The sequence below is a fragment of the Streptomyces sp. NPDC031365 genome (genome assembly GCF_055569765.1).
This window is the reverse complement of the sequence record NZ_JBVIIM010000003.1, coordinates 523,902-539,930: the sequence shown is the minus strand read 5'-3', so window position 1 is coordinate 539,930 and position 16,029 is coordinate 523,902. Positions and strand designations below refer to the sequence as shown.

At 72.2% G+C, this 16,029-nt stretch carries 15 protein-coding genes and 2 pseudogenes; 11 read left to right on the top strand and 6 right to left on the bottom strand.

Annotated elements, in window-relative coordinates; all coding sequences use genetic code 11:
- The first annotated feature begins 103 nt into the window (after positions 1 to 103).
- Both ACZ5C2_RS07760 and ACZ5C2_RS07755 read left to right on the top strand, forming a co-directional pair.
- The gene (locus tag ACZ5C2_RS07760) at positions 104 to 757 is read left to right on the top strand and encodes an MFS transporter (protein ID WP_468787662.1); all 654 of its coding nucleotides are present in this window, start codon (positions 104 to 106) and stop codon (positions 755 to 757) included.
- Positions 758 to 767: 10 nt separating this feature from the next.
- Positions 768 to 1,433 (top strand): TRM11 family SAM-dependent methyltransferase, encoded by a 666-nt coding sequence (locus ACZ5C2_RS07755; RefSeq protein ID WP_468787660.1) that lies wholly within the window; start codon positions 768 to 770, stop codon positions 1,431 to 1,433.
- A gap of 57 nt (positions 1,434 to 1,490) precedes the next feature.
- Here the strand turns inward: ACZ5C2_RS07755 and sigJ are convergent, their stop codons facing one another.
- Positions 1,491 to 2,429 carry an RNA polymerase sigma factor SigJ gene (gene sigJ / locus ACZ5C2_RS07750; RefSeq protein ID WP_468787658.1) on the bottom strand — a complete coding sequence of 313 codons (939 nt, stop codon included), beginning with the start codon at positions 2,427 to 2,429 and terminating at the stop codon, positions 1,491 to 1,493.
- A 148-nt stretch (positions 2,430 to 2,577) separates the two neighbouring features.
- Between sigJ and wrbA the strand changes: the two genes are divergently transcribed.
- The gene (gene wrbA, locus ACZ5C2_RS07745; protein ID WP_468787656.1) at positions 2,578 to 3,189 is read left to right on the top strand and encodes an NAD(P)H:quinone oxidoreductase; all 612 of its coding nucleotides are present in this window, start codon (positions 2,578 to 2,580) and stop codon (positions 3,187 to 3,189) included.
- 471 nt (positions 3,190 to 3,660) lie between these two features.
- Positions 3,661 to 5,816: pseudogene (locus ACZ5C2_RS07740) on the top strand (heavy metal translocating P-type ATPase).
- Between the two features lie 152 nt (positions 5,817 to 5,968).
- Here ACZ5C2_RS07740 and ACZ5C2_RS07735 read toward each other — a convergent pair.
- The 5 genes and pseudogenes from ACZ5C2_RS07735 to ACZ5C2_RS07715 all read right to left on the bottom strand — a co-directional run.
- Positions 5,969 to 6,115, bottom strand: a pseudogene (locus ACZ5C2_RS07735) (NAD(P)-binding protein); the annotation flags it as partial.
- 32 nt (positions 6,116 to 6,147) lie between these two features.
- Positions 6,148 to 6,942 (bottom strand): class I SAM-dependent DNA methyltransferase, encoded by a 795-nt coding sequence (locus ACZ5C2_RS07730; RefSeq protein ID WP_468787654.1) that lies wholly within the window; start codon positions 6,940 to 6,942, stop codon positions 6,148 to 6,150.
- 74 nt (positions 6,943 to 7,016) lie between these two features.
- A complete protein-coding gene (locus ACZ5C2_RS07725; protein WP_468787652.1) occupies positions 7,017 to 7,577 on the bottom strand; it encodes a class I SAM-dependent methyltransferase in 561 nt (186 codons plus the stop codon).
- A gap of 183 nt (positions 7,578 to 7,760) precedes the next feature.
- A complete protein-coding gene (locus tag ACZ5C2_RS07720) occupies positions 7,761 to 9,242 on the bottom strand; it encodes an MDR family MFS transporter (RefSeq protein ID WP_468787650.1) in 1,482 nt (493 codons plus the stop codon).
- 6 nt (positions 9,243 to 9,248) lie between these two features.
- Positions 9,249 to 10,205, bottom strand: coding sequence for an NAD(P)/FAD-dependent oxidoreductase (locus ACZ5C2_RS07715; protein ID WP_468787648.1), 957 nt, complete (start codon positions 10,203 to 10,205; stop codon positions 9,249 to 9,251).
- Between the two features lie 75 nt (positions 10,206 to 10,280).
- Here ACZ5C2_RS07715 and ACZ5C2_RS07710 point away from each other — a divergent pair, with 75 nt between their 5' ends.
- From ACZ5C2_RS07710 to ACZ5C2_RS07680, 7 genes are all read left to right on the top strand, one after another.
- Entirely contained in the window at positions 10,281 to 10,736 is a 456-nt protein-coding gene (locus tag ACZ5C2_RS07710) for a helix-turn-helix domain-containing protein (RefSeq protein ID WP_468787646.1), read from the top strand.
- A gap of 40 nt (positions 10,737 to 10,776) precedes the next feature.
- A complete protein-coding gene (gene fabG, locus ACZ5C2_RS07705; protein ID WP_468787644.1) occupies positions 10,777 to 11,517 on the top strand; it encodes a 3-oxoacyl-ACP reductase FabG in 741 nt (246 codons plus the stop codon).
- Positions 11,518 to 11,599: 82 nt separating this feature from the next.
- Positions 11,600 to 12,310: a DsbA family protein gene (locus ACZ5C2_RS07700; RefSeq protein ID WP_468787642.1), complete on the top strand. Its 711-nt coding sequence runs from the start codon at positions 11,600 to 11,602 to the stop codon at positions 12,308 to 12,310.
- Positions 12,291 to 13,172: an alpha/beta fold hydrolase gene (locus ACZ5C2_RS07695; protein WP_468787640.1), complete on the top strand. Its 882-nt coding sequence runs from the start codon at positions 12,291 to 12,293 to the stop codon at positions 13,170 to 13,172. Before ACZ5C2_RS07700 ends, ACZ5C2_RS07695 begins: the two co-directional genes overlap by 20 nt.
- A complete protein-coding gene (locus ACZ5C2_RS07690; RefSeq protein ID WP_468787638.1) occupies positions 13,169 to 15,112 on the top strand; it encodes an enoyl-CoA hydratase-related protein in 1,944 nt (647 codons plus the stop codon). The genes ACZ5C2_RS07695 and ACZ5C2_RS07690 overlap by 4 nt, the downstream gene beginning before the upstream one ends.
- Positions 15,109 to 15,474: a DUF6059 family protein gene (locus ACZ5C2_RS07685; RefSeq protein ID WP_468787636.1), complete on the top strand. Its 366-nt coding sequence runs from the start codon at positions 15,109 to 15,111 to the stop codon at positions 15,472 to 15,474. The genes ACZ5C2_RS07690 and ACZ5C2_RS07685 overlap by 4 nt, the downstream gene beginning before the upstream one ends.
- Complete coding sequence (locus ACZ5C2_RS07680; RefSeq protein ID WP_468787634.1) at positions 15,471 to 16,028, top strand: sigma-70 family RNA polymerase sigma factor; 558 nt, start codon at positions 15,471 to 15,473, stop codon at positions 16,026 to 16,028. Before ACZ5C2_RS07685 ends, ACZ5C2_RS07680 begins: the two co-directional genes overlap by 4 nt.
- Position 16,029: the final 1 nt, after the last annotated feature.

Sequence of the window (16,029 nt, the reverse complement as noted above, 5' to 3'; positions counted from 1 at the left end):
CCACCCCCCAGGTCATCCGTTCGACAGGGGGACACAGTCATGCCGGACCCGGAGGCCAGCGGCCCTCTTGCAGGACCGCGAAAAACATAACGGGGGCTACCGGATGGTGGCGCGCAACCGTCCGTTCCTGGGCCTCACCCTGCTGAACATCCCGACGGCCTTCGGATACATGGTGCTGCCCGTGGCCCTCCCGGTGTATCTCACCCGTGAACTGGACGCCCCCGTATCGCTGGTGGGCGTCCTGTACGCGGTCAACACGGTCGGTATCGCGGTGCTGCAGATCCCGGTCACCCGGGTCCTGGTCACGTACCGCAGGACGCGTGCGGTGGCGCTCGGAGCGGGCGTCTTCGCGCTGTCCTTCGTCAGCTTCGCGGTGCTCGGCAGCCTGTCGACCGGGGCCGTACTGATCGCCGGCGTGTTCGCCGCGACCGCGGCGTTCACCGCGGGTGAGCTGCTGCACGGAGCCACGGCCTCCGCGCTGGTGGCCCAGGCCGCCCCGGAGGAGACCCGTGGCCGTCACCTCGCGGTCTACCAGCTGTCCTGGGCGGTGCCCATCGCGCTCGCGCCGACCGTGTTCACGGCCCTGCTGTCGGTCTCGGCCACCGGAATGTGGCTGCTCCTCGCGGCGGCCACGGCGGGCTCCGCGCTGGGTGTGCTGCGCCTTGAACGCGGGCTGCCGCCGGAATCGGTGCATCCGGTGCTGCCGGAAGCCGATGCCGCCGCTTCCCGAACCGGCTCGACCAGAAAGGCTGCGTGACCCCATGGGGATGTCCAGTTGGCGCGTACTCGGTGAGGAGGAACCGGAGTTCGCCCTGGAGGGGGCTGCGGGACAGAGCGGTCTCGTCAGCCAGTTGCGGCCGCTGATAGCGGAGTTGAGCAAGCCCGGCGACCTGGTGTTCGATCCCTTCGCCGGCTGGGGTACCACCCTGGTGGCCTGCGCGGCCGAGCGGCGGCTCGGGATCGGCATCGAGATCAACCCGTCCCGCGCGCAGGAGGCACGGCAGCGGGTCGCGCGCTACCCGGAGCAGCGCATGCTCTGCGGTGACGCCCGCACGCCTCCGCTCGACCCGGACACCGTGGACCTGGTCCTGTGCGACCTGCCGTACTTCGGTACCGACCTGGACCTCGAAGCGCCCGATCCGGGCCAGCTGTACGCGCTGCGCGACTACGACGCCTACCTGGCGGCGCTCGACGAGGTCTTCGAGGCTGTCGCACGGGTGATGCGGCCGGGCGCGTACGCGGTTGTCGCCGTCCAGAACCGTCGTATCGCGGACCGGTTCGTCCCGCTGGCCTGGGACGCCGCGCGGGTGCTCGGCCGCCGTCTGACCCTGGGGGACGAGCGCGTCCACCTCTACGACTGGCCGGTCAAGGACGAGGGCGACCCGATGCGCACGAACCGGTCGCACGAGTACCTGCTGATGGCCCGGAAGTGAGGCCGGCCGCACCTGACGAGCACCGGCCGGCCTCGCCACCAGGTACCCGGGTGCGGCTCAGACCGTTCGCCAGGCCCGGAGTTTGTTGGGGTTGAGCACCGACCAGATCTGCTTGATCCGGTCCTCCGCGACGTCGAATGCCAGCACCGACACGGGGACATCGTCCGCCCGGGCGACCAGGCCGGGCTGACCGTTGACCGTGCTCTCCACGAGAGTCAGGCCGGTCACCGCTTCCATCCGGCCGGCGAAGAAGCGCGCGATCTGCTCGGCGCCCTCGATCGGCCGGATCACGGCCCGCACGAGTCCGCCACCGTCGCCGGTCGCCGTGGCGTCGGCGGCCAGCAGGCCGATGAGGGCCTCGATGTCCTTGGCCTCCCACGCCTCCTTGAAAGCCCTGACGAGGTCGGCGCTCCCGGCCGCCGGGGCCGCGGCGGACTGTGACCCGCGGATGCGGCGCCGGGCCGACGAGGCCAGCTGACGGCATGCCGCCGGTGTCCGGCCGACGATGTCGGCCACCTCGGCGAAGGAGTAGCGGAAGACGTCGTGCAGGATGAACGCGACCCGCTCGGCCGGTGTCATCGATTCGAGCACGACGAGGAAGGCCATGTTGATCGACTCGTCGAGGGTGACCCGGTCGGCCGGATCAGTGGTGGCGCCGCCGCTCCACCGCCCGCTGATCCACTCCGTGGCCGCGGGCAGCGGCTCAGGGACCCACTCACCCACGTAGCGCTCCCGCCTGGCCCGTGCCGAGCGGAGCAGGTCGAGACAGATGCGGCTCGCGACCGTCGTCAGCCAGCCACCGGGGGATTCGACGGCCTCCCGCTGCTCGGGCGCCATGGCGTACCAACGGGTGTAGGTCTCCTGCACGACGTCCTCGGCCTCGGTCAGCGAGCCGAGGAGCCTGTACGTGAGATTGATCAGCTGGTGCCGCTCGGTGATGATCGCGTTCAGGCCCTTGTCGAGCGGGCCGTGCCCGGACTCGGACGGGTCGGTCATGGTGTCGCCCACTCCCTCGGTCGTTGTCCCCCGTTCAGTCCGACGAGACACCGCGGCGGATTGTGAGGTGGCGGGGCGCCTCACATTGCGCAGGGCTGCGTCGTCGTAACCAACGGAACCGTATCCCGATGAAGAAGGAAGGCACCCGATGTCGGAATCCGTGAACGTCTCGATCATCTACTACAGCTCCACGGGCAACGTGCACGCCTTGGCACAGGCAGCCGTCGAGGGGGCGGAGAAGGCCGGCGCGCAGGTGCGACTGCGCAAGGTCGCGGAAACGGCCCCGCAGGAGGCGGTCGACTCCAGGGCGGAGTGGGCCCAGCACCTTCAGGACACCGCCGATGTGGCCCTGGCGAGCCACGACGACCTGGACTGGGCCGACGCGGTGCTGCTCGGCACCCCGACCCGCTTCGGCAACCCGGCCAGCCAGCTGCGGGCGTTCATCGAAACCACCGGTCCGCTGTGGGGCCAGGGCAAGCTCGCGGGCAAGGTGTACTCGGCCTTCACCGCCTCCGGTACCGCGCACGGGGGCCAGGAATCCACCCTCCTGGCGCTGGCGAACACGTTCTACCACTGGGGCGGCGTCATCGTGCCCCCCGGCTACACCGACCCGGTGATGAACCAGTTGGGCAACCCCTACGGCACCTCCCACGTGGCCGGCGAGGGTGCTCCCGGGGAGGTGCCGCTGCAGGCGGCCCGCTACCAGGCCCGCCGTGCCGTCGAGATCGCGGCCGCGCTCAAGGCCGGCCGCGCCGCCTGACCCGGCGCGCGCGACGCACGGGCCGGCCATGGGCCGGCCGCTGACGGTGGGGTGTCCGCCGCCGGCGGCGGACACCGTCACCCCGTTCGGGGGTGCGGACCGCGAGTACGTGTGCCCGGGGCGATCGAGGATGTGCGGGAACCCCGCGCCCCGTGCACGCGACTAGCTGGCCATGGATACAGAACAGCGACCGCGTTTTCCCTTCGCCTACGGCAGAGTGATCGGATTCGTCCTGGCCCTGGGGGCGCTGTGCGCCGTGTTCTACACGGTCGGGCGCACGGTGGGGCCGGTTTCACCGGAGGTGCGTCCCGGATGGCACTACCCCCGGGATGAGGCCTCGCACGTCGCGGAGCACACCCGATGAGCCCCGGATCCGGTACGGTCCCCGCGGCGTCGGCGAACACCGGGCCGGGCGAGGTGACCCACCGGGACGAGGACTCGCAGCTCACCACGGATCTCGCCGTCGGCGGGATGACGTGTGCCGCCTGTGTGGCCCGCGTGGAGAAACGGCTCAACCGCATCGAGGGCGTCACCTGCGGTGTCAACCTCGCCACCGGCCGGGCCCGAGTCGTCCACCCGGCCGCCGTACCCGTGGAGGATCTCCTCGAGGCCGTGCGGCGCGGCGGATACACGGCCGACCGGATCACGGACGAAGGCGCACCCGAGCCCCCCGTGTCCGGCTGTCATGACGAGGACTGCGTCAAGGTGGCGCTGATCGCGGTCCTGGCCCTGCCCGTCCTGCTCGTGTCCATGATCCCCGCGCTGCAGTTCCGCAACTGGCAGTGGGTCTGCTTCCTGCTGGCCACCCCAGTGGCCCTGTGGGGCGCCGAGACCTTCCACCGCCGGGCGCTGAGCACCCTGCGGCGCACTCGACCGCGACCATGGACACGTTGGTCAGTCTGGGCATCGCCGCCTCGTACCTGTGGTCGTGCTACGCACTGTTCCTGGGCACCGCCGGCACCCCGGGACTGGTCATGCCGTTCTCCCTGAGCACGGACGGCGGACACGATCACGTCTATCTGGAAGCGACCGTCGGCATACCCCTGTTCGTCCTGTGCGGCAGGCTGATGGAGGACCGGGTACGGCGCCGGACGGGCTCCGCGTTGCACGCGCTCGCCGAACTGGTGGTGAAGGACGTCTCCGTCCTCGACGACGGGCCGCCCGGCGAACCGCCGGCCGAACGACGTGTTCCCGTCGCCCGGTTGGTGCCGGGACAGCGGTTTCTCGTCAGGCCGGGGGAGCGGGTGGCCACCGACGGTGTGGTCGTCAGCGGCAGCGCCGCCCTCGACCTGTCCCTGCTGACCGGCGAGAGCGTGCCCCGCGAGGTCGGGCCGGGCGACCGGGTCACCGGAGGGACACTGAACGCCGGTGGCTCTCTCGTGGTACGGGTGACCGAGGTGGGTGCCGACACCCGGCTCGCCCGGATCACCCGGCTCGTGTGGGAGGCCCAGGCGGGCAAGGCCCGTATACAGCGGCTCGCGGACCGTGTCGCGGGGGTGTTCGTGCCCGCGGTGCTCGCCCTCGCGGCATCCGTCCTGGGCTTCTGGCTGGGCGTCGGCGCCAGTCCGCAGGGCGCCGTCACCACCGCCGTCGCCGTGCTGGTGGTGGCCTGCCCCTGCGCCCTCGGGCTCGCCACCCCCACCGCGCTGCTCGCGGCCACAGGGCGCGGCGCGCAGGTCGGCGTGTTGTTCAAGGGCCCCGAGGTGCTGGAGAGACTGAGGGCCGTCGACACCGTGGTGCTCGACAAGACCGGAACGCTCACCTCGGGCACGATGCGCCTCCTGGAGACGGTGACCACCGGCGGTTGGTCGGCCGCCGCCGTTCTGCGGCTGGCGGCGGCCGTGGAGCAGCTGTCCGAGCATCCCATCGGCCGCGCCGTCGTCGCCGCCGCACCCCCGGCGGGTCACGTTCCCGGAGCCGTCTCGGGGTTCATCTCCATGGCGGGTACCGGGGTGCGCGCGACCGTGGAGGGTCACGCCCTGTGCGTGCGGCGGATCCCTCCCGGTGCCCGGCTGCCGGATGTACTGCGGGAGGCCAGGGACCGCGCCGACGCCGCGGGCCGCACCGCGGTCCTGGTGGAGATCGACGGCGTGTGCGCGGCCGTGCTGACCCTCGGGGACGTACTGCGGCAGGGCAGCGTCGAGCTGGTGGCGCGGCTGCGGACGCTCGGCGTCGAGGTTGTGATGCTGACCGGGGACGGCCCGGGGCCCGCCCACGCGATCGCCGGCGAGCTGGGCATCGAGAAGGTGCGGCACTCCGCGTCGCCGGAGGACAAGGCCGAGTTCGTGACGCGTCTGCAGGCCGCAGGACGCGTTGCCGCGGTCGTGGGTGACGGTGTCAACGACGCGGCCGCGCTTGCGAGGTGCGAACTCGGCATGGCTGTGGGCACCGGTACGGACGTGGCCGTCGGGGCGGCGTCGGTGACGTTGATGCGGACGGACGCGCTGGCGGTCGTGGACGCCCTGGAACTGGCCAAGCGGACGTTGGGGATCGTCGGCTCCAACCTCACCTGGGCGTTCACGTACAACATTCTTCTCATCCCGATCGCCGCCGCCGGCATGCTCAACCCGATGATCGCCGCCCCGTCCGCCGCCTCCAGGCTCCAGCGCCCGCGTACGTCGTCGTAGCGCGCCGCGGTGATCTCGATGCCGTACCGCACGTGCCGCTCCACCCCGTGGTCCCGGGCGCAGGCGCGCAGGTACTCCAGTACCTCCGGCTGCCCGGGATAGCGGACCCGGCTGTCGCGGTAAGGAGCGAACGCGTACGAGTACAGGTGCGAGGGGATGTCACAGCCCGCGCCGGGATAGGTGTTGTCCCGCCAGGTGCCGCCGAGGCCGCCGGCCTTCTCGTACACCGTGAACGATTCGAAGCCCTGCCGCTTGAGCTGCACCGCGACGGCCAGGCTGGCGAAACCCGCGCCGATCACCGCTACTCGTACGGGAGGTTTCCGGCGTCCCGTCACGGCTGGACGGGACCCGTCTTGCGGTACACCGACACATGGGCCTGGCTCTCGGCGGTGAAGGCGCCGCCCTCCCAGTCCGCGTACCGGTGCTCCAGAGTGAGCCCGGCCAGCCGGGCCATCAGGTCCAGTTCGCTCGGCCACACGTAGCGGAACCGCACGGTGTGTTCCCGCTCGGTGTCCGAGTCCTTGAGGCTGTAGTGCGGGTACATGTGCTGACGGACCGGGTCGTGGCGGGCGATGCCCAGGTTGAGGCTGGTGGCGCCGGTGCGCGCCACCTCCATCTGCTGTCCGCTCTGCCGTGCCGCCTCGAAGCGCGCGGTGTCGGGCACGAAGCCCTGGAAGACGAAGGCGCCGCCGTCCAAGAGCAGGGCCGCAGCACCGGAGAGGCACCGTATCTGGTCCTCCTGGGCGGCCAGGCTGTAGAGGGTGTTGAAGACGACGTAGACCACGCCGAAGGGGCCCTGTACGTCGGGTGTCACGAAGTCGCCGTGCACCAGCGACACGGTGTTGCTGCCGGGTTTGTCGCGCAGTCCGGCCAGCATCTCCTGCGAGGCGTCGATTCCGGTGACGTCCACGCCACGGGCGGCCAGCGGCAGGGCGACGCGTCCGGTACCGACGCCGAGTTCGAGCACGCGCCGCTCCCCGGTGTCCTTCGCGACGTGTTCCGCGAGGTCGGCGAGGAAACGCACGGTGGGTTCGGTGTCCTCCTGGAGGCGGACGATCCAGTTGTCGTAGATGTCGGCGAGTTCCTCGCCGTAGCTGGTGGGGCCGTAGTTCTCCTGAGTGGTCATGCCAGGAGTCAACCTCCGAGGAGAGAAGGGGGACCAGGCTCCATCGGCCTGGCCATCAAGGGAGGGTGGAGCGGTCAGTCCGCGGGCAGGCGGACGGCGAGCCGGGCGAACGGCCGGAAGGGGAGCCGGGCGAAGGCCCGGACCGGCTCGTGTTCCACCGCGGCGCCGGCGAACTGGGGGGCCGTGGCCACGGCTCCGGTCGGCAGGGTGGCCGTCACCGAGCGGAAGTCGTAGACCACGAACCGGCCCCCGGGCCGCAGTACCCGGGCCACCTCGCCGATGGCGCCCGGGACGTCGTTCCAGTGGTGCAGGCTGAGGGTTGTGACGACCAGGTCCATCGTGCGGTCTTCCAACGGCAGGTGTGCCGCGTCGCCGAGATGCACGGTGACGCGGTCCTCCAGCCCCTGGGCGGCGGCCTTGTGCCGGGCCCGGCGCACCATCGAGGGAGCGATGTCGAGGCCGTGCAGTGCCAGGTCCGGACGTCTGCGGGCGGCGGCGAGCAGCAGGTGTCCCGGGCCGGTGCCGATGTCGAGGACGGCGCCGCCGGCGGGCACGGCCGCGGTTTCCGAGGCCGCCCGGCCGTACAGTCCGCCGAGCAGCCGTCCGGAGAGCCGGTCGTACCAGTCGCTGCTCATGCCCATCCCACCGGGTTCCCGGTGGGCGTGGCGGTGAACGGGGGCGAGGCGCATGAGGCGGTGGAGTGCCGCGTTCAGCGGACGGCGCATGTCGTGTGTCTCCGGTACGTGATGGCGGTGGGGAGAGGCCGTCGTGCGGCCCCTCCTCACCTGTGGGCAACGGTCGCTGTTCGGACAGGGGGATCAGGCGGTGGAGGGCTCGGCCCCGGTGTCCGCCTTCTCCTCGGCGGGGCCCGGTCCTATGGGCACCAGGACCAGCAGCAGGAGCAGCAGCACGGCCAGCGGCACACCCCAGACGAACACGTCCGGGATCGCTTCGGCGGTGGCGGCGGGGGATACCGGGCCGTCGCCGACCTTGCGGGCCAGCAGGTTGCCGAAGAGCGCCACGCCCACGGCCATGCCGAGTCCCCGGATGGACAGGTTGGCCGCCGTGGTCGCCGCCAGGTCGGGCGGTGCCGCCGCGTTCTGCGACACCACCACGAGGTTCTGCATCAGCAGCCCGAATCCGGCGCCGAGGACCACCATGGCCCCCGCCGCGTAGAGGTAATTCCGGTCCGGGTCGATCGTGGCCAGCAGTACGAACGCTCCGATCAGCACCGCCGCGCCGGCCAGCAGATAGGGCTTGAACCGTCCGCTCTTGCCGGCCTTGCCGCCCGCGATCGCCGACACGACGATGAACGGGATGAAGTACGGGATGAGGGCGAGCCCGGCGCGGGTGGCGCTCCAGTCGTACGCGGTCTGCAGGTAGGTCGGCATGAACACCACCGACCCGTACAGCAGCATGCCGAGGACGGCCGTTGCGGGCAGGATCAGGCGCAGCGCGGGATTGGCGAACAGCCGCATCGGCAGCAGCGGGTTGGCGGCACGCTTCTCCCACTGGACGAACGCCGTGAACAACGCGACGCACACCACGGCGAGAGCGACGATCTGGACGGAGCCCCAGTCGTACTCGCGGCCGCCCCATTCGGTGACCAGCAGCAGACTGACCACGGCGGCGACTGCCAGGACCGCTCCGGGATAGTCGACGCGGTCCGTGGCGCCGGCCCGCGGCAGCCGCAGCGCGACGGCGCACAGCACGACGGACAGCACGCCGATGGGCACGTTGATGTAGAAGATCCAGCGCCAGCCGGACCCGTCGGTGATGGCGCCGCCGACCAGCGGACCGCCGACGCTGGCGAGCGCGAAGACCGCGCCCGTGAACCCCTGGACCTTGCCGCGCAGGTGCTGCGGGTACAGCTCCGACAGGGAGATGGTGGGGATCACGAACAGCGCGCCGGCGCCGATTCCCTGCACCACACGGGCGGCGATCAGCTGTGGCATCGACTGTGCCATGCCGCACAGCAGCGAGGAGACGGTGAACAGTACGACGGCGGCGATGAACACCTCGCGCCGTCCGTACCGGTCGCTGAGCCGGCCGTAGAAGGTGCCGGTGGCCGTGGACGCCAGCACGTACGCGGTGACCACCCAGCTGAAGCTCCCGGCACCGCCGATGTCGGCGGTGATCTCCGGCAGCGCGATGGCCACGACGGTCTGGTCGAGCACGGACAGCAGCATGCCGAGGACCAGGGCGATCGAGGCGAGCGGTACGTTGCTGCGGTTGGTCCGTTCCCGGTCGGAGGTGTCACGGGTGGACTCCTCCGGTCCGGCGGGGATGCTCTCGGTCATGTGCTCTCACGCCCTCCCGAACGCGAACGGGTTGGGCAGCTTGAACTCGGCGCTGAGCAGGTCCTGGTCGATGATCGCCCCGGCCACCGTGCCGCTGGCGGCCGCCGCGATCACCGCGGCCATGGGCGCCGGCACCGTGGCGCGGCGCGCCATGTCGCCAGCGGCGTAGACGCCGGACACGCTCGTCTGCGCGAACTCGTTCACCTCGACGCTGGCGTCGGGGAACACGGCGCAGCCCAGGAGCTCGGCGAACGGGGCGCGCTGGTGCAGCACGGTCTTGATGAAGACGGCGTCCCGGTCCAGCGTCGCGCCGCCCTCGAAGGCGATGTGGCGCAGCCGGCCCGTCTCACCGACCAGCGCGGTCACCGGCTCCGTCCGTACCGTGACGTCATTGGTCTCCAGCACGTTCTGGAATATGGGCTCCAGCGGCTCGCCGCCGGTGCACAGCACCGTGTCGGCGGTGAAACGGCTCAGCTGGAGTGCCAGCCTGACCCGCTCGGGGCCGGCGCCGAGCACCGCGACGTCCTTGCCCGTGACCTCGTAGCCGTGGCAGTACGGGCAGTGAAAGGCGGACTTGCCCCACAGTTCGGCGGCGCCCGGCACGGGGGGCATCCCGTCCCGCAGCCCGGTAGCCAGAAGCAGTCGGCGGGACTCCGCCACGGTGCCGTCGGCCAGGGTCACCTCGAAGTGCTCGTCGGTCAGCCGGCGCACGGAGTCCACGGCCACGGAGCACACTTCCACGTGCGGGTAGGCGGCCAGGTTCTCCCGGCCCCGTTCACGCAGGGCGGCGGGCGAAGTGCCCTCGAGAGCAAGGAAGTTGTGCATGGCCTCGGCCGGCGCGTTGCGTCCGTCGTCGTTGTCGGCCAGCAGCACTGTGTGATGGGTCCGGCCCAGGGTCAACGCCGCCGACATCCCGGCAGGGCCTCCGCCGATAATGATGACGTCCTTCATGCTCGTGTCCATGTCCTGTGTCCGCTCCCGTCGTGTGACGTGTCTGATCGGCTTGACCTGGACCCAACTCTGCAAGTTAATGTCAACATGAAGTCAAGCGACGCGGACCTGACGATGACCATCGGCGAACTCGCCGAACGGTTCGCCCTGCGCCCCCACGTGCTGAGGCACTGGGAGGCCAGCGGGCTGCTGTCCCCCGCGGAGCGGGTCAACGGCAGGCGCCGCTACACCGAGCGCCACATCGCCCGGGTCGCGATGATCGTCCGGGGCAAGGCCGCGGGCTTCAGCCTCGAACAACTCCGTGACGTCCTCGACGCGGGGAACGCCGACGCCCGCCAGGTCCTGCTGCGCGCCCACTACGAGGAGCTGGAACGACGCATCCGGGAGATCGAGGCGTCGCGCACGCTGATCGAGCACGCGATGAGCTGCCGCGCGCACGACTTCACCGAGTGTCCCGGCTTCAGCCGGCTGGTGGAGTCGCTGAACGAGGGGACCGCGGACGCGGTGGCGTACTCGGTGGAACTGCGCGGGCACGTCCACTGACGTCGGTCGTCCGGGCGGCCGACGCGAGGGCCTCCCGCTCGTGGGCTCCCACCGGGCGCCTTCCGGTCCCCGCGGTCCGGGCCGCTGCTTCCGCGGAGACCGGGACGCCGGGCCTTACCGGACGCCCGAGAACGACACCCGCATCCGCTCCGGACCCCGGAGAATCAGGGAGACCGCGGAGGCGGCCGGCAAGACCGGGGCCCGCGTGCTGCCCGTCCAGGCCGACGTCACCGACCCTGACGCCGTCCGCGCCTTCATCGCCGCCACGGAGAAGGAACTCGGCCCGATCACCACCGTCGTGGGCTGTGCCGGCATCATCCGCGACAAGCCCCTGCTGACGATGGGTGACGACGACTGGCGAGAGGTCGTCGACACCAACCTCAACGGAACCTACAACGTCTGCCGCGCCGTCGCCTTCCCGCTGATGAAGCGCCGGGCGGGCAGCATCGTCACCCTGTCGTCCGTCAGCGGCCTGCACGGCAATGTGGGGCAGGCCAACTACGCCGCCACCAAGGCGGGGATCATCGGCTTCACCAAGTCCCTCGCCAAGGAACTCGGGCGTCACGGCATCCGCGCCAACACGGTGGCTCCCGGCTTCATCTCCACCGACATGACCGCCGCGTTGTCCGAGAGCACCGCCGAGAGCATGCGCGCCCGCATCGCGCTCGGCCGCTTCGGCGGCCCCGAGGAGGTCGCCGACCTGGTGGCCTTCCTGGTGTCCGAGCGGGCCGCGTACATCACCGGTCAGGTGTTCGCCGTCGACGGCGGCATCTCCCTGTGAGCCGGGCGGCCCCTGTTCCGGCGCCGTGTCCCGTCCCCGGCACCCGACCCCCGATCCCGCACAGCCCCGGAAGGCGAGGGCGATGACCACGAGAAAGATCTTCTACTTCTCCCTGCGCAGCCCCTACTCCTGGCTGGCCCACCGCGAGCTGACACAACGTCACCCCGAGGTCGCGGCCGCTCTGGAGTGGGTGCCCTACTGGGAGCCCGACGCGCGCAGCGAACGGCTCCTGGCCGAGACCGAGGACACCTTTGTGTACACGGCCATGTCACGCCCCAAGCACTTCTACATCCTCGCCGACGTGCGCAGGCTCGCCGCCGCCCGTGGTCTGAGGATCACCTGGCCGGTGGACCGCGACCCGGTGTGGGAGGTCCCCCACCTCGCCTACCTCGCCGCCCGGGCGCACGGTCGCGGCGCCGAGTTCGCCGACCGCGTCTACCGCGCCCGCTGGCTGGAGGGCAGGGACATCTGCGACCCCGCCACCATGGCCGCCGTCGGCAAGGAGATGGGCCTCGACCCCGGCGGACTCGCGGGCGCCGCCGACGACCCCGCACTGCGCGAGGAGGGCGCCGGGGCCCTGCGCCGCGCCGTCCGCGACGGCGTGTTCGGGGTGCCGTACTTCATCAACGGCCACGACAAGTACTGGGGACTGGACCGCCTCGACGCCTTCCTCGGCACCCTCGGCGGCCACGGAACGGACGGCGGTACGCCGGCCGGCGGGGAGCCGTTTCCCGAACCGGCGTCCGACGCGCGCGGAGGGGGTGACCTCGGCCATGGCGGGGGGTGCGGCTGACACGACGGAGCACACGCGCCCCGCCGGTTCCACGGCCGGGGCCGGGGGATGGAGCTTCGGCTGGCACCGGCGCGGTACCGGCGACGGCGACCCGGTCGTCCTGCTGCACGGGCTGCTCACCGACAGCCGGGTGTGGGAGCCCGTCACGGCGGGGCTGGCCGCCACCCGGACGACCCTCGCCGTCGATGCGCCCGGCCACGGCCTGGCGCCGCCACGCACGTCTCCGTACACCCTGGAGGAGGAGGTCGACAGGCTGGCGGACGCCTACCGCGGCGCCGTGGGGGAGCGCCCTGCCGTGTGGGTGGGCCACTCCATGGGCGGGATGAAGTGCTGGCGCATGGCCCTGCGGCACCCCGCGCTCGTTTCCGCCCTCGTCCTGGTGGACACCCGCCCCGACGAGGAACCGGAGAACACCAGGCGCCCCTTCGAGGCGATGGTGGAGGCCGTGCTGGCGGACGGCATGAGCCCCGACCTCGCGTCCATGGTCGCCCGCCTCAACTTCCGCCGCGACTTCCTCACCAGTGACACCGCGCGGTTGTGGACCGAACACTTCACCACCCTCACCGGCGACCGCATAGAGCACGCCTGCCACTCCGTCTACCGGCGCGGCGACATCACCGGCCGGCTGTCCGAGGTGGACGTCCCGGTGCTCGTGGTCCACGGCGCCGACGACGTTCCCATCCGGCTGCCCGTCGTGCGCGAGTACACCGCGCGCATGCCCGACGCGAGGCTGGTGGTGCTGCCCGCCACCGGTCACACCCCGCCGCTCGAACGTCCCGCCGAACTCCTCAACGCCATACGCGAGTTCCTCGGCGATCCGATCGTTTCCCCCCGTCCCCCGGCCGCCCAGGAGACCCCGTGACCACCCAGCGACCCGAGGTCCGTGAGACCGTCACCACCCCCCGGCCGCGCGACGTCCGGCTGCCGGACGGCGCGGGCACCCTCCTCCTGATCACCCTCGAGAACGGACTTCCGCCGATCGGCCCCGCCATGCGGCCCACCACCTTCGGCCCCGAAGGCCTCGACCGGCTGGACGCCGTGCTCGACGAGGCGGCGGCCCGGGCCCGGACCGGGGACATCGCCGCGGTAGCGGTCACCGGCACTGCGTTCATGTTCAGCACCGGCGCCGACCTCGCCCTCGCGGCCGGCGTCACCGACCGCGAGGAGGCGGTGCGTACCCTGCGCCGCGGCCACCAGGTGTTCCGCCGGCTCGGCGACCTGCCGGTGCCGAGCTTCGCGTTCCTCAACGGTGTCACGATCGGAGGCGGCCTCGAACTCGCCCTGCACTGCGGCTACCGCACGCTCTCGCGCGGCGCCCCCGCCGTCGCCCTGCCCGAGTGCTCGCTCGGACTTGTCCCGGCCTGGGGCGGTGCCTGGCTGGCCCCGCGGCTGCTCGGCCCCGACAGGACCGTCACCCTGATGCTCGAACATCCCCTGTCCGCCCGCCGCATGCTCTCTGCCGCCGAGGCCCACGACCTCGGCCTGGCCGACGTCCTGCTGGAACCCTCCAGGTTCCTCGACCGCTCGCTCGCCTGGGCCGCCGGCGTCCTGCGGGGGCAGCACACGGTGACCAGACCCGTGCCCGAAGCCTTCGCCGACCAGTGGGACGACGCGCTTGCCCGCGCCGCCGACCTGGTCGAGACGCACACGCACGGCGTCGTCCCCGCGCCCCGCCGTGCTCTGGAGCTGCTGGGACTCAGCAGGACCGCCACCCGCGACGAGGTGCTCACCGCGGCCGAGCAGACCGCCGCCGACCTGTTCGGCACCGCCGAGTTCCGCTCCAGCCTCTACGCCTTCCAGCTCACCCAGAAGCACGCCGAGACGCACCCCGCACGCCCCGACCCCCGCCGGGCCCGGCCGGTGCGGAGCGTGGGAGTGATCGGCGACGGCGAGCACGGCCTGCGGCTCGCGGGCCTGCTGCTGGAGAAGCTGCGCATACCGGTCGCCGTGTGCGTCCCGGACCCGACCGCCCTGGAGGCCGCGACCGGTGAACTACGCCGCCTCCTCGGCGAGGCCGCGGCCCTCGGCCGCATCCCGGCGGCGGACGCCGAACGGTGCGCCGGGCTCATCCGCGGCGGCACCTCGGTGGACGCCGTCGCGGACACCGACGCCGTCGTCGCGGCCCTGCCCGGGGGACGGCCCGGTGAGGACGACGCCGTGCTGCGGCAGGCCGAGGGCGTCGTCCCCGAGGCATGCGTCCTCATCGTCGCCGGCAGCCGCACGGTCGCCGATGTGGCGGCCGGGCTCAAGAACCCCGGTCGGGTGGTGGGGCTCGGCCTGCCCACCGCCGTATCCGCCGCCGGCGCCGTGGAACTGACCCGTGCCGGGGCCACCGACACCGCGTACGCCACGGCGGGTGCGCTCGCCGCCCGGCTGGGCCTGCCCTGCCTGCCCGTCGGCGACCATCCGGGATCCGTGGCGGACCGGCTGCGGACCACGTTCGCGGGCGCGCTGCTCGAGCGCGCCCGGGAGGAGGACCTCGACACGGTCTGCGCGCCGCTCGCCCTGCCGACACCGCCGAGCGTGCTGTGCCGGCGGCTGCGCCGGGCCGGCAGCCTGACCGGCCCGGCACCGTCTCCTGCGGCCACCGCCCACGACGCGCTCGACCACGCGCTGGTCGCCCTCGCCCGCGACATCGGCGCATTCGTCGCCGACGGCACGCTGGCCGGCCCCGCCGACGCCGACCTGATGCTCCTGGCGAGCGGCGAGTGGCCCCTTCACCTGGGGGGCGTCACTCCCTATCTCGACCGGTCCGGCATCGCCGCACGCGGCACAGGAAGCGTCCTTGGGGGAGGGAGGTGAGCGGTCGTCCGGAGCCGGGGCGCGCCCCCCCGCGGATGAGGGGCGTCCTGCTGTGGCGCCACCGGGCTCTCATCCTGCTCAACGGTTTCTGGCGGGCGCTGATCGCGTACGGCAGCTTCTGGATCGCCCCGGGCCACCCCGAGTACACCGCGCTCGTCCTGCGGTCCGGCGATCCCCCGCCGGGTCACCCGGAGCGCCGGGGCGCGGGGATCCCGCTGACCGCTGAGGAGCGTGTGCTCGAACGCCGCCTGTACGCCCCCTCGAGCCGCCGGACCGGCTCCGGTACGGCCCGTGAGGGCACCGGCAACAAGCGGAAACGGCTTCCGCCCGGCGATGAGCACCGACCGAGAGGAACTCCGTGACCTTCACTGACCGGCTGACCCGCGACACGCACGCGACCCGGCTGGCACTCGCGGCCCGCGACGGCGACGCGGACGCGGCGGAGCACTTCGTCCGTTCACTCCATCGCGACGTCTGGCGTTTCGTGGCCCACCTCAGCCGTGACCCGCAGGCCGCCGACGACCTGACCCAGGAGACGTTCCTGCGCGCCCTCGGCGCGCTCCGCCGCTTCCAGGGCCGCTCGTCCGCGCGGACCTGGCTGCTGACCATCGCACGGCGTGCCGTCGTCGACAGCAGCAGGTACGCGGCGGCCCGGCCGCGCCTGTACACCGTTCCCGACTGGGAGTCGGTGGCCGAGCGCTCCCAGCCGTGCGGCCTGCCCGGCTTCGACGACGGCGTCGCCCTGGGGCAACTGCTCGACAGCCTGCCCGAGGAACGCCGCGAGGCCTTCGTCCTCACCCAGTTGCTGGGTCTGCGCTATGCGGAAGCCGCGCAGGTCAGCGGGTGCCCCGTGGGAACCGTGCGGTCCCGGGTGGCGCGGGCCCGGGCAGCCCTCATCGAGAACCTGGGGGGATGAC